Annotated in this window: 16 protein-coding genes; 11 read left to right on the top strand and 5 right to left on the bottom strand. The window is 37.7% G+C overall.

Annotated elements, in window-relative coordinates:
- Positions 1-45 precede the first annotated feature (45 nt).
- The 8 genes from C1H58_RS02095 to C1H58_RS02060 all read left to right on the top strand — a co-directional run bounded on the left by C1H58_RS02095 (position 46) and on the right by C1H58_RS02060 (position 8,641).
- Complete coding sequence (locus C1H58_RS02095; protein ID WP_165545165.1) at positions 46-753, top strand: DUF969 domain-containing protein; 708 nt, start codon at positions 46-48, stop codon at positions 751-753.
- On the top strand, positions 734-1,660 hold the full coding sequence (locus tag C1H58_RS02090) for a DUF979 domain-containing protein (protein WP_103356133.1): 927 nt from the start codon (positions 734-736) through the stop codon (positions 1,658-1,660). Before C1H58_RS02095 ends, C1H58_RS02090 begins: the two co-directional genes overlap by 20 nt.
- A 17-nt stretch (positions 1,661-1,677) precedes the next feature.
- Complete coding sequence (gene pcp / locus C1H58_RS02085) at positions 1,678-2,319, top strand: pyroglutamyl-peptidase I (RefSeq protein ID WP_165545164.1); 642 nt, start codon at positions 1,678-1,680, stop codon at positions 2,317-2,319.
- Between the two features lie 244 nt (positions 2,320-2,563).
- Entirely contained in the window at positions 2,564-5,500 is a 2,937-nt protein-coding gene (gene fdhF / locus C1H58_RS02080) for a formate dehydrogenase subunit alpha (RefSeq protein WP_165545163.1), read from the top strand.
- Positions 5,500-5,964 (top strand): helical membrane plugin domain-containing protein, encoded by a 465-nt coding sequence (locus tag C1H58_RS02075; protein WP_050330161.1) that lies wholly within the window; start codon positions 5,500-5,502, stop codon positions 5,962-5,964. Before fdhF ends, C1H58_RS02075 begins: the two co-directional genes overlap by 1 nt.
- A gap of 245 nt (positions 5,965-6,209) precedes the next feature.
- Positions 6,210-6,452 (top strand): hypothetical protein, encoded by a 243-nt coding sequence (locus C1H58_RS02070; RefSeq protein WP_016426292.1) that lies wholly within the window; start codon positions 6,210-6,212, stop codon positions 6,450-6,452.
- A gap of 30 nt (positions 6,453-6,482) precedes the next feature.
- Entirely contained in the window at positions 6,483-7,265 is a 783-nt protein-coding gene (locus tag C1H58_RS02065) for an N-acetylglucosaminidase (RefSeq protein WP_050345280.1), read from the top strand.
- A gap of 248 nt (positions 7,266-7,513) precedes the next feature.
- Positions 7,514-8,641 carry an FAD-dependent monooxygenase gene (locus C1H58_RS02060; RefSeq protein WP_165545162.1) on the top strand — a complete coding sequence of 376 codons (1,128 nt, stop codon included), beginning with the start codon at positions 7,514-7,516 and terminating at the stop codon, positions 8,639-8,641.
- A 225-nt stretch (positions 8,642-8,866) separates the two neighbouring features.
- On the opposite strand, the gene C1H58_RS02055 is transcribed toward C1H58_RS02060, so the two are convergent.
- The 4 genes from C1H58_RS02055 to C1H58_RS02040 form a co-directional block, all read right to left on the bottom strand.
- The gene (locus C1H58_RS02055) at positions 8,867-9,823 is read right to left on the bottom strand and encodes an NAD(P)-dependent oxidoreductase (RefSeq protein ID WP_165545161.1); all 957 of its coding nucleotides are present in this window, start codon (positions 9,821-9,823) and stop codon (positions 8,867-8,869) included.
- Positions 9,824-9,886: 63 nt separating this feature from the next.
- Positions 9,887-10,201, bottom strand: a complete 315-nt coding sequence (locus C1H58_RS02050) for a DMT family transporter (RefSeq protein ID WP_050345283.1) — start codon at positions 10,199-10,201, stop codon at positions 9,887-9,889.
- Positions 10,198-10,524 carry a DMT family transporter gene (locus C1H58_RS02045; RefSeq protein ID WP_165545160.1) on the bottom strand — a complete coding sequence of 109 codons (327 nt, stop codon included), beginning with the start codon at positions 10,522-10,524 and terminating at the stop codon, positions 10,198-10,200. The genes C1H58_RS02050 and C1H58_RS02045 overlap by 4 nt, the downstream gene beginning before the upstream one ends.
- Before the next feature lie 327 nt (positions 10,525-10,851).
- A complete protein-coding gene (locus tag C1H58_RS02040) occupies positions 10,852-11,412 on the bottom strand; it encodes a CHAP domain-containing protein (RefSeq protein WP_165545159.1) in 561 nt (186 codons plus the stop codon).
- Positions 11,413-12,114: 702 nt separating this feature from the next.
- Here C1H58_RS02040 and C1H58_RS02035 point away from each other — a divergent pair.
- The 3 genes from C1H58_RS02035 (at position 12,115) to C1H58_RS02025 (ending at position 15,364) form a co-directional block, all read left to right on the top strand.
- Entirely contained in the window at positions 12,115-13,191 is a 1,077-nt protein-coding gene (locus C1H58_RS02035; protein ID WP_060829513.1) for an NAD/NADP-dependent octopine/nopaline dehydrogenase family protein, read from the top strand.
- 25 nt (positions 13,192-13,216) lie between these two features.
- A complete protein-coding gene (nhaC, locus tag C1H58_RS02030; RefSeq protein ID WP_165545158.1) occupies positions 13,217-14,608 on the top strand; it encodes a Na+/H+ antiporter NhaC in 1,392 nt (463 codons plus the stop codon).
- A gap of 252 nt (positions 14,609-14,860) precedes the next feature.
- Complete coding sequence (locus C1H58_RS02025) at positions 14,861-15,364, top strand: hypothetical protein (protein ID WP_231909494.1); 504 nt, start codon at positions 14,861-14,863, stop codon at positions 15,362-15,364.
- A 50-nt stretch (positions 15,365-15,414) separates the two neighbouring features.
- Here C1H58_RS02025 and C1H58_RS02020 read toward each other — a convergent pair.
- Positions 15,415-16,093, bottom strand: a 679-nt coding sequence (locus C1H58_RS02020) for a CHAP domain-containing protein (RefSeq protein ID WP_165545157.1), incomplete at its 5' end; no start/stop codon positions are given.

Genomic DNA, 16,093 nt, shown 5'->3' with positions numbered 1-16,093 from the left:
AACGAAAGAAATGTGCATTATCGGCTTTATTGAAGGAGGTTTATTATGGAATGGCTTAAACTTATTGGTATTATCATTATCGTATTAGGATTTTATTTTAAGTGGGATACAATTGGAACAGTGTTAATTGCTGCTGTTGCAACAGGTCTCGTCTCGAATATGGGCTTGATTGAAATCCTGGATACATTAGGAAAAGCATTCGTAGATAATCGTATGGTGTCGCTATTTATTCTTACTTTACCGATGGTGGGGATGGTAGAACGATTTGGTTTAAAGACACAAGCGACGCGACTCATTAATAAAGTACAAGGGGTGACCTCTGGCAGAATTATGTCCATCTATTTATTGATTCGAGAAATAGCAGGTCTGGCATCTATTCGTATTGGGGGTCATCCTCAATTTGTACGGCCACTGATGAATCCAATGGTACAGGCTGCAGCAAAAGCGAAATATCAGCGAGATTTAGAACCAGAAGATGAGGAAAAATTGAAAGCCCATATTTCTGCAATGGAAAATTATGGTAACTTTTTCGGTCAAAACCTATTCGTTGGTGCATCGGGTGTGCTTTTAATTGTAGCGACGTTTAAGTCTCTTGATATGCACGTGACAGCAATTCAAATTGCTTTATATTCCGCGCCAATTGCGATAGCCACTTTAATTATAGGTGTCATTCAAAATAAGTTGTTTGATCGTAAATTGGAACGTAAATATGGTGTGAAAGGAGAGACACGTCATGAGTCAACACACGATTAATCAAATTTTAGAAATTTTTTATATTTTAATTGGACTACAGTTTATTTACACAGCGTGGCGTGTATACCGCAATCCACTCAATCAAAAACGTATGGGAACAGCTTTATTTTGGTGTCTATTAGGTGCATTATTTATGGTAGGGCCATACATACCCAACTGGCTAAATGGGAGTCTCGTTTTATTTATGGGATTGTTGACGATAACGAAAAATGTTCGTGTCGGTCAAGTTGTAGAAGTCGAACATCGAGAAGAATCTGAAGGTGCGACGCGCTTTGGTAATCGCTTATTTATCCCTGCACTTGTATTGGCGGTCGTTGCGATTGTAATATCTACTTGGACGCCGTTGGGTGGTGCCATTGGCATTGGGGCTTCCTCAGTGATTGCGATTATTGTTGCTTATCTGGTATTACGGCCAAAAGCAAAAATTGGTTTATATGACAGTGATCGACTCGTACAACAAATCGGAACCGTTGGGATTTTACCACAATTTCTTGCAGCGTTAGGCATACTATTTACTGTCAGTGGGGTGGGCACAACGATTTCTAAAGGAATTTCTAGCTTTTTACCTGAAGGGAATCCATTGATTGGTGTGACAGCTTATATATTCGGGATGGTCTTGTTTACCATGTTAATGGGGAATGCGTTTGCGGCATTCACGGTGATTACTGCAAGTATAGGTGTACCTTTCGTCATGGCAATTGGTGGAGATCCTGCAGTTGCGGGTGCGCTGGCAATGACAGGCGGCTTTTGTGGTACATTACTTACACCGATGGCGGCGAATTTCAATACGTTACCGGTCGCATTATTAGAAATGAAAGATGAGCTTGCAGTGATCAAAGCCCAAATACCGATGGCGCTCATCTTAATTTTAGTTCATATCATTTTTATGTATACATTCGCATTTTAAAATAGGAGGTTTTATCAATGAACGTTTTAGTTACTGCATTCGATCCATTTGGCGGCGAATCAATCAATCCGGCATTACAAGCGGTTCAAAAATTACCTGATACAATAGAAGGCCATCAAGTTGATAAGTTGGAAATTCCAACTGTTTTTCATAAAAGTATGGCTGTCGTTAAAGAAAAGTTAGAACAAACACATTATGATGTTGTTATTGCAGTCGGTCAAGCAGGAGGACGCTTTGAAATTACGCCTGAACGTGTTGCGATTAATGTGGATGATGCGCGAATAGCGGATAATGAAGGGCAACAACCGATTGATCAGCCTATTCAAGTAGACGGTGCACCTGCTTATTTTGCGACACTTCCTGTCAAACGAATAGTGGAAGCAATTCGCGCTGAAGGTATTCCGTCAAGCTTATCAAATAGTGCAGGTACATTTGTTTGTAACCACATTATGTATCAATTGGCTTATGCGGCAGAGCGTGATTATCCAGGCTTAAAGACAGGTTTCATTCATGTTCCTTTCACACCTAAGCAAGTCATTAATAAGCCAGGACAACCGTCTATGTCTGTTGACTTAATGGTTCAAGGATTAGAATCGGCAATTAAAGTGTGCCTTAAATATGATTCAGATATCCAAACTGTACACGGAGCAACACACTAAAATATAACATTAAAGATAGGTCATACGATGACAAGTAAGGATTATTTTAAAATTGTCAGTCGTTTTACCTATCTTTTTTATTTGTTGTAAAAATTGATGATAAAGATACATATTTAAACACATAAATTTTTTTTAGTGGCATTTTCATAAATAGTTAACATTTTCTTATGAAGGGTATAAAATAAAAGTAACTAAGTATGTGGGGGCATCTTAGGAAAGATAAAAATATAATGGAGGGGATATTATGCAAGAGCATCTGGTAGTCACTTTAGATGGTAAAGATTATCTTGTAGAACCGGGCAAAAACTTACTTGAGCTGATTAAAGAACAAGATACGTTTGTACCTTCGATTTGTTATAATCCATCGTTAGGCCCTATACAAACGTGCGACACATGTGCTGTTGAAATTGATGGTGAAATTGTACGTGCATGTGGGACAACGATTAATCGCTCAATGGTCGTTAATACAACGAATCAACGTGTTCAAGACAGCCAAAAAGAAGCATTAGATCGTATTTTAGAGAAACACCAATTATACTGTACGGTATGTGATTATAATAATGGAAATTGTGAAATTCACAATACAATGGACGAATGGGGATTGGAGCATCAATCTTACGAATATAAGCCGAAACCGTACGAGGTCGATTTCGGTCCTTTTTATAGATATGACCCAAACCAATGTATACTATGTGGTCGATGCGTAGAGGTCTGTCAAGACGTGCAAGTGAATGAAACCCTTTCCATCGATTGGGAACGTGAACAACCTCGTGTTATTTGGGATAATGATGTCTCTATTAATGATTCATCATGTGTAGGTTGTGGTCAATGTGCCACTGTTTGTCCTTGTAATGCGATGATGGAAAATAACATGGTGGGTAATGCCGGTTATATGACAGACATTGAACCAGGCACTTTGGCATCCATGATTGATTTAACTAAAAAAGCCGAGACTGGTTACGGTCCATTATTCGCTGTATCCGACTCGGAAGCGGCAATGCGTGAAGAACGGATTAAAAAGACAAAAACTGTTTGTACATATTGTGGTGTAGGATGTAGCTTTGAAGTGTGGACAAAAGATCGCGAAATCTTAAAAGTACAACCGTCTCACGATTCACCTGCGAATAAAATTTCATCATGTGTAAAAGGAAAGTTCGGTTGGGATTATGTGAATTCTGAAGAGCGATTAACAAAACCATTGATTCGTCGTAACGATCAATTTGAAGAAGTAGAGTGGGACGAAGCCATTGCATACGTTGCTAAACGCATGCAAGAAGTTAAAGACAACTATGGTCCAGATGCACTCACATTTATTTCTTCTTCAAAAGCCACTAATGAAGAATCTTATTTAATGCAAAAATTAGCGCGTCAAGTCATTGGCACGAATAATATAGATAATTGTTCAAGATACTGCCAAGCACCTGCAACGAAAGGGTTATTCCGTACAGTAGGGCACGGCGGTGACTCAGGTTCAATAGAAGATATTGGTAATGCAGAAATGGTAATTACTGTCGGTACAAATACAGCTGAAGCTCACCCTGTCATTGCGTCACGCATTAAGCGTTCGCATAAACTGTTTGGTCAAAAATTGCACGTTTTCGATATTCGTAAACATGAAATGGCCCAACGTGCGGATGAATTTTACCAACCTCATCCGGGTACAGATTTAGTTTGGCTTTCTGCGGTAACGAAATATATTATTGATCAAAATTGGCATGATAAAGCTTTCATCACACAATGGGTAGATCATTTTGATGATTATTATCAATCACTTGAGCATTATACAATGGAATTTGCTGAAGAGACGACTGGTATTGCGAAAGAACGCTTAATTCAGCTTGCGAAAGAGATTGTAAGTGTCAATACTGTAGCGATTTGTTGGGCTATGGGTGTAACGCAACAGGAAACAGGTTCTGATACGAGTACTGCCATTTCTAATTTGTTACTTGCAACAGGTAATTATATGAAGCCAGGCGCAGGTTCTTATCCTTTAAGAGGACACAATAACGTGCAAGGTTGTTCTGACTTTGGTAGTATGCCGGATAAACTGCCAGGTTATGAAGGTGTAAAAGACGATGCAGCGCGACGCCGTTATGAAGCGCGATGGGGTGTCACTTTGCCAAGTAAACCGGGTTATGACAACCACCAAATGATGGATCACATTCATGCAGGTGACGTGCATAGCATGTTTATTTTAGGAGAAGATACAGGGATTGTGGATTCCAATATCAACTATGTTCAAGCTGCATTAGAAAAAGTGGATTTCCTAGTTGTACAAGATGAGTTTTTAACATTTACAGCTGAATACGCAGATGTTGTTTTACCGGCGAGTCCATCTTTAGAAAAAGAAGGTACATTTACTAATACAGAGCGTCGTTTCCAGCGTTTATACCAAGTACTTGAACCATTAGGTGACTCGAAACCAGACTGGCAAATTACGCAACTGATTGCGAAAGAAATGGGATTTGATTGGGGTTACCAACACCCTTCAGAAATTATGGACGAGGCGTCTGATTTAGCACCTATGTTTGCAGGTGTGAAATACCATCGCTTAGAAGGCTATAACAGTTTACAATGGCCAGTTGAAGCAGATGGTAAAGATTCACCGTTATTATTTACGGAACGCTTTAATTTTGATAATGGTAAAGCTAAATTTTATCCACTTGATTTCAATAATTTCTATAAAACTAATGAACTTTATGATTTACATGTCAATAATGGTCGTTTGTTAGAACACTTCCATGAAGGGAATATGACTTATAAAGTTCCAGGCTTACAATACAAAATGCCTACAACATTTGTTGAAATTTCACCTCAGTTAGCAGAAGAAAGAGACATTCATGAAGGTGCTGCGGTTAAATTGATTTCTGAAACAGGTGAAGCAACAGTCCACGTCCATGTGACCAATCGCGTGAAAGGTAAGCAAATTTATCTACCATTAAACGATAATAGTCAAGGTGCGATTAATTACTTAACGAGTAGTGTGACGGATCCTGAAACACATACACCTGCATATAAATCAACATGTTGTCGTATGGAAGTATTAAGTCAGCGTGGTAAATCACTACTTAATCCAACGAACTTCCGAAACCAAACACGTCATCCACAATATAGTGTCCGTGTTGATAAAAAATGGGCAAGACCTGACTATGTCTTCCCAGGGGATCAGGTGATGAAGTAATGGCTGAAAGAATATCTAAAATTAAACGTATACAAAAAAGTGAAGCAGAAATCAAAGCAGAGCGTCTCACTGAAGTGACGGACGCCATTGCAGAAAATAAAGACAGTATTTTAAAAGCGATTGAGTTAGTCCGCGCATTAGATGATGCGAAGATTTTAGATGCGGCAAAAGGTGCTGTTAAACAACGTGGTGTCATTGCTGAGAAATTGACAAATGAGTTAAACAAAGATCAATACAGCGGTGTCATTCATAATATGGGGCAAATGGTGCTTATGTTGGGCGCGTTAGATCCTGAAGCATTGCGTGTCTTATTAAATAAAGTGAATAAAGGCTTACATGTTGCCAATCAAGCAAGTCCGAATGCTCGAACTTCTATTGCAGGATTTATGCGCGTGTTAAAAGATGACGAAATGAATCAAAGTTTAACATACTTTTTAAATATGCTAAAAGGGATGTCACGCTAAGTCGCGTATCTCGTATTGCGTGCCTTGAAAAGTCTCTATTCTATGTAGACTTAAGTCAATAGCATAACGTATTATGCATTAATGATGATATATTCGGGTTATATGGGTTGAGATGTAATGATGTCTCAACTCATTTTCTCTATTATCATCAATATTGCGTAATAAAATTTGAGCTTGTCTTAAAGTGATAAGTCGCGATGAAGGAGGTTTCATGATAAAATAAAGCGGTGCGAAGAGGTGAAGAGATGGATACAAGAAATATAAAAATACTAGGCATTATTTCAAACGTTTTACTCGTGCTTGGCGTTTTAATGTTGTTATTTGTAAGTGCTTGGCTGGCTTTAATTTGTTTTATCGTTTCTTTAGGGTTAAGCCTTGTATTATTTAATATGCTATTTCATGGAAATCGAACACTTAAAATTGTAGTCAATGCCTCCTATTTTATCGTGCTCGTTATCGTGATATGCGTTATTTTTGTGACGAGATAGTGTCAATACAAAAAGGAGTCTTTCAAAAATATGAAGCGGTTCATTAAAGAAAAACCATCACGTGCATTGCTGATTTTAATATTAACCATTTTTGCGATTTTACTACTGATTAATGAGACCTCACTATTTAAAAATGACAAAACACATACATTTTCAGAAGCCTATGACAAGCAAGTAAAAGGTGAGGCGTTACATACAAAATCAGAAAGCCATCAATTTGTTAAAGCGTCTCATCAAGACGTTAAAAACGCAATGGAAATTAAACGGAAAGACTCAGATTTGATGTATATGGATTTATCAGAAGCTGTTCAAATGTCTGAAAAAGAAGTCAATCAAATGCTAAAAGGAAAAGGCATTCTTGAAGGACAAGGAAAAGCGTTTCTAGATGCGCAAAATAAGTATGATGTGAATGTCATTTATTTGATTAGTCATGCTCAACTGGAGACTGGAGAAGGCAAATCTGAACTTGCACAAGGCGTTAAGTCAGGAAAGAAAAAATATTTTAATTTCTTTGGTATTGGCGCTTTTGATAGCGACGCAGTTAAAACAGGTTCGAGTTACGCGCAAAAAGCAAATTGGACATCACCCCGTCAGGCGATTATGGGTGGGGCTAAGTTTGTGAGGCAAAACTATTTTGAGAACGGCCAATTGAATTTGTATCAAATGCGTTGGAATCCCAAACAGCCTGCAACAAACCAATATGCGAGTGATATCGACTGGGCGCGGAAAATTGCAGAGCGCATGTCTATTTATTATGAGCATTATGGGATTAAAAAGGATGATATTCGAAAAGACTTTTACCAAAAAGGATAAAATAGAGTTGAACAAATACAAGTGTTTCTTTATCGATTAAGCGTGAGATGTGCGATTTGATAGAAAACGCCATGTATTTGTTCTTTTTTATTTCATCTATTCTATATATTGAGATACAGTACCGACACATAAGCTTTGGAGAAAAGTGAACAGAGATGCAAATATTAAAAATTAAACAAAGTGAGATAGGTGTCTGTGGCATTTTGTGATACACTGATATTTGACTGTAAAGAACGAGGTGAATCATTATGAAGATTGGGATTATAGGTGCAGGCATTGGAGGCTTAACGGCAGCAGTATTGTTAAAAGAGCAAGGCCATGACGTTCACCTATTTGAAAAAGAAGACGCATTAAGAGAAATAGGTGCAGGCATTGGTATCGGTGATAACGTCCTTGTCAAATTAGGCCATCATGATTTAGCGAAAGGTCTGAAAAATGCCGGACAAGTACTCCAACAAATGCGCGTTTTAGATACAAAAGGGACAGTTTTAAGTCAAGCGACTTTGTCTCAACAATCAACGAATATCACATTATTACGACAAGATTTAATGGATTTAATCGCATCCTATGTCGATAAAAAAATACTTCATCTTAATCATTATGTCACTACGGTTGAACGTGTAGCGGAAGGTGTGCGTATTCAATTCGAAAGCCATGAAGCAGTCACGGTCGATTTATGTATTGGGGCAGATGGCATACATTCAAAAGTGAGAGACGCAGTACAGCCTAATGTGAAAATCAATTATCAAGGTTATACGTGTTTCCGTGGCGTTGTAGAGGATATGTCTCAATTCGATCATATTGCGGAAGAATACTGGGATAAAAAAGGACGCTTCGGTATCGTACCATTATTAAACGGGCGTGCGTATTGGTTTGCGACTATTAACGCCAAAGAAAATGATGTAGCATACAAACATTTTAACAAGCCTTATTTACAAGCTTATTTTAATCACTTTCCAAACGCTGTTCGGCAAGTGCTCGATCATCAACCAGAGACGGAGATATTACACCACGATATTTATGATTTGAAACCACTCTCAACTTTCGTTTATCAAGAACGTGTAGTATTACTTGGAGATGCTGCACATGCGACGACACCGAATATGGGACAAGGTGCAGGTCAAGCGATGGAAGATGCGATTGTCTTGACTAATGTATTAAAACGTTTTTCAACATTAAGTGAGGCGCTTAAGCGTTATGATCGTTTGCGTGTCAAACATACTAAAAAGGTGATTAAGCAGTCACGTCGAATTGGGCGTATTGCACAATATCAAAATAGTGGGCTTATAGCATTGAGAAATCGTTGTATGAAAATGACTCCGGATCGATTTGTCACTGCACAAACACGGTTTTTATACAAAGCAAAAAGTGAATAACAAAATAAAAGAGCAACCGTAAGACACATTTTAAGTGATCCTTACGGTTGCTTTTATATAGAGCAGGAGAGAAAGCGTATTTATTTCTGTCCCGCTCAGTTATCTTCTACCATTGTATCGTTTGGCATCGTTTTAATCACATGTGTATTAATTTGTTTGAAACACGTCCCCTTTATCAACATGCCTAATATCATGTAAAAGGGTAAAACAATCATAGGATGTTATTTATTCGTTAACGATGTAATCAGGTTTTTCCCCTTTTGCTTTCTTTATCAAGTTATTCGCAACAATTTCAGCCATCATATCTCTTGCTTCGTATGTGGCGTTACCAATATGAGGCGTAATCACGACATTATCTAACGATTTGAGCCCCTCCGTAATTTCAGGTTCAAATTCATAAACGTCTAAAGCAGCCCCTTCGATAGTCTTATTCTGCAAAGCTTCAAGTAAAGCTTGTTCATGCACAATTGGGCCCCGTGACGCATTAATTAAATAACTTGTTGGCTTCATCAATTCTAGCTGTACTTTATCGATCATATGACGCATTGAAGGATTGTACGCCGCATTGATTGTGACAAAGTCAGCTGTTTTGAGTAAAGTTTCTAAGTCAACATATTGTGCGCCTAATTCTTTCTCTTTTTCAGGTTTTTGATGTGGCCCTGTATATAGAATTTCCATATCAAATCCTTTTGCACGCTGTGCTACGGCTGAACCAATTTCACCTAAGCCAATGATACCGATTTTTTTACCACTAACTTCGCGACCACGGAAAAAGAGGGGAGCCCAGCCGCCAAATCCTTCGTGGCGCATTAATTGATCGCCTTCTGGAATACGACGCGCTACAGCAAGTAAAATACCAAATGTTAATTCAGCAGTTGAGCGTGTAGAAGCTTTGGGTGTATTTGAAACCCCGATGTTTTTAGAACGTGCATAATCGACATCAACATTATTAAAACCTGCACCGTAGTTGGCAATAAATTCTAATTCTGCTCCACTATCGATGACCTCTTGATCCACTTCTGTTGAAAGCAGACTCACAAGACCAAAGGCGTCTTTAACGCCCGCTTTAAGTGTTTCTTTATCTATAATACCTTCACCTTCGTACATCTCTACGTCAAAATATGATTTGAGTAATTTTAGTCCTTCTTCTGGAATCGGACCTGCAATAAATACTTTTTTCATGAAATACTCCCACCTTTCACTTCTAGTATATGAAACCCCTTTCTATAATACAAGGATAGCCGTTTAGGTCAGCATACGTAAGCCAATTGCAGAAACAATAATCAAAGTAATAAAACATATTCTTAAAGCGTCTTTAGATTCATGATAAATCCACATGCCTAAAATTGTGCCACCTGCAGTGCCTATGCCAGTCCATATCGCATATGCAGTGCCCATCGGTATCGTTGTCATTGCTAAAGATAAACTAAATAAACTTAATGCAAATGTAACGGCAAGTAATAAGACATAGCGTTTTTGATGTGTTTGGGCGAATTGATTTAACCATAGCACACCTAAAACTTCAAGTAATCCTGCAAATATTAAAGCAATCCAACTCATGCTTGTTCGTTCTCCTTATCTGAGGTTAACTTTAGACCAATGACGCCAGTTAAAAGCAATGTTATCAATAAGATTTTAACAAAACTGATCGTCTCATCGAAAAAGAGCATCCCTACTGTGACCGTTCCCACTGTACCGAGTCCTACAAACACAGCATAAACGCTGCCCACTGGAAGGTGGTTTGAAGCAGAAACCATCATCCAAAAACTTAAGCCTATTAAAGCAATCGTCAAGACCCATTGATAAAAGTGGTGAGAATGATTTAATTCAATCACCCATACCACTTCCAACAGGCCGGCAATAACAACTTTTGCCCATTGCATCTCAAACAACCTCCCTTTTTGCATATAGCACTATGATATAAGAAGTGCAAACAAACGACAACCTCAAAAAATCAGTATGATGATTTTATTAGCGCTAGCAGATGTTCCTTCATTGTTTAAGGGGAAAGGGATAGGACTTAGAGAGGTTAATACATTTAAAGCATTGATATCACTTTAAATATTTTAGTCATTAACACGATGTATTCGTACTTTAATAGAATAACTTTATTTCTATAACGCAGCTCAGTTATGTTGTAGAAAGGTCTAGAAAACATAAAAACCATTGTGGACGCTTGAAGTCGACAATGGTTTTTATCAATTTTATTATTAGATGTGGATATAGTTGTAAGATGCTGCTTCTGAAGCTGAGATTGTACGTGAGTTGACACTGAATGGTCCACCATTATAGTTCATTTCAGAAACAGTTACTGAACCGTCGTTATTGACAGATTCAACGTAAGCAACATGGCCAAAAGGTCCATCATTGGATTGTAAAATAGCGCCTTTTTCTGGGTTATGATCTACTTTGAATCCTGCAGCTGATGCTGAGCTTGCCCAGTTATTAGCATTGCCCCATGTTGAACCAATTTTTCCACCAACTTTGTCATATACATACCAAGTACATTGACCTGCTGTATAAAGATTGCCTGCACTTGTCACACCAGTAGCATGTGTTGAAGTAGAAGTTGTAGTTGTGTTTTGACCGTATGATGAAGTTTGGTTACTACTTGATTGATAATCATAATTTGTACCATCTGTATTGTAATTATAATTGTAAGAAAAACTGTAATTGTTTTCTGCAGCATCTGCTTGATTGTGTTGAATTCCGACTAAAGCAGCACCCAAGCCTGCCGTTAATGTAGTTGTTGTAGCGATTTTTTTTAACATAATAAAAAGTCCTCCTCAATATTTCTCGTCTATTTGAATTGGTAAAGTTAATTAAGTTTTAAGTTGTTATAAAGAATTAATCGTTCATTCAACGACAATGAACACTTTATCAGAAAATATAGGGTCTGTGTGGAATGTTACAATTTTGTAATTGAATTAAAAAGGCTTTGGGAAAATATGTAATCTTGTCATTTTAAATGAAATATCTTATAAAAACTGTCACTGTCAGTGATACAGACCTCAAAGTATAAATATCAAGTGTAGGACTATTACAGAACTTGTAATATTAAAAATGATTTTGTGATGATCATCTATCATAATTCAACTAGAGAAGCAAATTGTTGGCAGGAGCTTCATTTGAATGCTTCAATTTGCATGGATGGGATGTAACTTAAATAAAGAAGCCTAATCAATTGTAAATCTAAACGTTCCATTAAAGGTAAGACGATTTCTATTGGGATAATATACGCTAAACCATTGATAATAAAGGAATTATAACCAATAAAGAGGAGAATCGATTTGAAATTTTAAACATAATAATGGGGAAGAGAGGGTATGAAGAATAAAGTAGGTAGAAAATAGTGAAATCATTGATAAAACTGTTTTCTTTTTATCGTGGTTCTGTTACGATGCTTGATGAGTCACAAATATGTTGCTCAGTGCTATGGAAGTAAAAAACAGTCGAGAAAGAAGGGTAAACATATGAAAATAGCGGTAGTAGGTTCAGGAAATGGTGCGGTTACAGCAGCTGTTGATATGGTCGATCAAGGACACGAAGTCAAACTTTATTGTCGTAACCAATCTATTAATAAATTTGATAAAGCGATAGAACAAGGCGGCTTTAATTTTTATAATGAAGGTAAAGAAAGTTTTGTAAACTTTACAAATATCAGTGATGACATGGCGTATGTTATAGAGGACGCTGAAATTGTAATGCTATGTATTCCGTCTTCATTTATTGAGTATTATGCTGAATTGATGGCACCGTATATTAAAGATGACCAAATTGTCTTCTTTAATATGGCGGCTGCAATGGGTTCAGCGCGCTTTATGAAAGTATTAGAAGAATATCATTTAGATGTATCGCCAGTATTTGCAGAAGCGAATACGTTAACGTATGGGACACGTGTTGACTTTTCAACAGCGAGTGTCGATTTATCTTTAAATGTACGTAAAGTTTATTTCTCTACTTTTGATAAAGATGATTTAGTTGAGACATTTAAAAAAGTGGAACAAATTTATCCATATATTGTTAAAGAAGAAAGTTTGTGGCGTACAAACTTAGAAAATGGGAATCCAGAAGTACATCCAGGCCCTACATTATTAAATGTTGGACGTATTGACTATAGTGGTGATTTCGCACTTTATAAAGAAGGTATCACAAATCACACTGTACGCTTGCTTCATGCAGTTGAAGTCGAAAGATTAACGCTTGGTCGTAAGCTGGGCTTTGAATTAGAAACAGCTAAAGAAGCACGTATAGAACGGGGTTACTTAGAGCGAGAAATGGAAGATGAGCCACTTAACAAGCTCTTTAACCACAGTCCTGTTTTTTCACGAATCCCAGGACCTAATAAAGTCAATAATCGTTATTTAACAGAAGATATCGCATATGGATTGGTGCTTTGGTCAAGTTTAGGCCGTGAAATCGGTGTCCCAACGCCGAACATAGACGCCATTATTGTGATTGCTTCTACCATTTTAGAACGTGATTTCTTTAATGAAGGGCTAACAATTGAATATTTAGGGAGAGAGAAAGTCGGTCTGATTTCTTACTAAGCGAACAAAGGGGAGCGTGTTGTGTATGAAAAGAAAACCAACTTTAATTGAGTCACTATCAACTATCGTCGTAATGATGATTGTCGTCTGTGTCGGTTTTATTGTGTTTAAAATACCTGTACAGCCTTTACTGATTATTTCAGCTGCGTATGCCTCTTGGATTGCATGGCGTGTTGGTTTACGTTGGAAAGATCTTGAAGAAGGCATTACAGATCGTTTATCTACAGCGATGCCCGCAATTTTTATTATTCTATCCGTAGGGATTATTGTAGGGACGTGGATGTATTCTGGAACGGTGCCTGCATTAATATACTATGGTTTGAAATTTTTAAGTCCGAGTTACTTTTTAGTCTCAGCATTTTTAATTTCAGCGATTTGTTCAGTTGCAACAGGGACAGCATGGGGTTCTGCATCTACAGCTGGTATTGCATTAATGGCAATTGCTTTAAACATGGATATTCCAGCTGGTATGGCAGCAGGTGCAATTATTTCAGGTGCTGTGTTCGGTGATAAAATGTCACCACTCTCAGATACAACAAATCTGGCTGCTTTAGTTACACGTGTTAACATATTCAGTCATATCAAGCATATGATATGGACCACGGTACCAGCTTCAATTATCGGCTTGATTGTCTGGCATATTGCGTCGAGTGGCTTTGCTGTTCAAGCTAAGGAAAGTCAAGTCAATGGTCTGCTTAAAGATATCGAAGCGATGTACCATATTAATTTCTTCATCTGGTTACCTTTAATCGCAATTATCATTTGTTTAGTGGCTAAAATTTCAACTGTACCATCGATGCTCATTTCAAGTGTTGTTGCGATATTGGTAGGTTGGCTTGATCACGGATTTAAATTGCAAAATGGTTTTATCGCAACTTTTAATGGTTTTAGTAAAGATATGTTAGTCACACAATCTGATTTATCTAAAAAGGCGATTAGCTTAATTGAACAAGGTGGCATGATGAGCATGACACAAATCATCGTCACGATATTTTGTGGTTATGCCTTTGCGGGTATTGTTGAAAAAGCAGGTTGTTTAGATGTCTTACTACATCGTATTTCAAAAAATGTCAATACAGTGGGTCAGTTGATTCTTGTCACGGTCATCGGTGGATTAATGATGGTATTAGCAGCCGGTGTTGCATCAGTTGTTATTATTATGGTTGGTGTACTGATGATGCAACTTTATGACAAGATGGGGCTAGATCGTGTTAACTTGTCTCGAACACTGGAAGATTCAGGTACGATGATTATTCCACTTATCCCTTGGGGCACATCAGGTATTTATTATACACAACAGTTAGGTGTTGGTGTCGGTGAGTTCTTTGTTTGGGCAGTCCCTTGTTATTTATGTGTCATGATTGCTGTATTTTATGGCTTTACAGGGATTGGCATTAAAAAGAAAGCGCAAGCTTAAAGGCTTTGATTTTAATGAAATCTTGCTATGATATAACATAAAAATAAAACATAACAGTTAGAATTTATTCGAGGAGTGAAACAATGAAATCATAACGATGACATTGTCGCTCCTTGTTTTTTGTAAAGGGGACATTGAAAAGAATGTGGTGCCTTTTTATAAAATATAGTGCATATGTTATAAAAATGAGCATGAAATATGTTTTAACTCTTGCAAAAAAGGAAATATATTAAATATAAATGAGGTGATTCCATGTTTTACTTAATAGTTCTTGTAGCGATGTCACTATTATGGTTTGGGATTCACCGATACATCAACCATGATGAACAACAATTAAAAAGTCCTTCAATATTATTTTGGGTTATCAGCCTTATATTGTATTTTGTAGCGATTGTACTTTATAAGGCAGGTACCCTTAATTTGTATGAACGTATCCATGAAGCCATATTAATCACGCTATTTGGCTTGATTGTGGCTTGGACGTATTCACATTTGTATCGGTCGATTGACACAATCGTATATACCATTATGATCGTCGTTTTGACGCTACTAATGGCATTTTCACGTATCCCAAGCCTTTTTGTCACTGGCTCCATATCAATAATGCTCATTGTTCGATTGTTATTAACAGCGGTGTTTGTAGGCATTGGTATTCATGTCGTTTACAAACAAATCAAAGCTAAAAACATGGAAAACTTTCCGCTGTTATATTTATTCGCATTTGGATATTGGATTACGATTGCATATTGGTTTTAAAAAAAGGTTTGGGCGATTGCACCCAAACCTTTTTTTAAATGATATTGTAATTAGTGAATGAAGTTATAACCAGCAGCTTGGCTTGCTGAAATTGTACGTGAAGTTACAACACCAGGTCCGTGACCGTAGTTCATTTCTGAAACTGTAACTGAACCATTGCTGTTTACTGATTCAACGTATGCAACGTGACCAAATGCACCTGAAGTTGATTGCATAATAGCACCAGCTGATGGACGATTATTTACAGTGTAACCAGCGGCAGCAGCAGCGCTTGCCCAGTTATTTGCGTTGCCCCATGTAGAACCGATTTTACCACCTACGCGATCAAATACGTAGTAAGTACATTGACCAGCAGTGTATAAGTTTGTACCAGCTGAACCGTTTGAGATTGAACGCGTTGATGTGCTTGTTGTTTGGTAAGAACGTGAAGCATTGTTTGATGTTTGGTAAGAACGTGTTGTTGATTCTGAGTAGTTATATGATGCTCTAGGTGCACTGTATGTTTGACGTGGCGCAGCATAAGTTGCACCAGTGTAGTGATGATTTGTATTATCTTCTGCTGTGTAGTAGTTTGCAGATGCGTTTCCACCGTTGAATTGAGCTGGTGACCAGTTACCTTCCCATTGGAAGTGGTAGTTACCTTGTTGGTCGATTGTGTAGCTGTAGCTATATGAAGTTGGGTCGTTCGGGTTGTATCCACCATTGTATTCTGCAGCGTCTGCATCTTGA

Source organism: Staphylococcus sp. 191, assembly GCF_011174885.1.
In the GTDB taxonomy this organism is placed as follows: Bacteria; Bacillota; Bacilli; order Staphylococcales; family Staphylococcaceae; genus Staphylococcus; species Staphylococcus coagulans.
The sequence above is the reverse complement of the archived record's forward strand: the minus strand, read 5'-3'. Positions and strand labels throughout refer to the sequence as shown.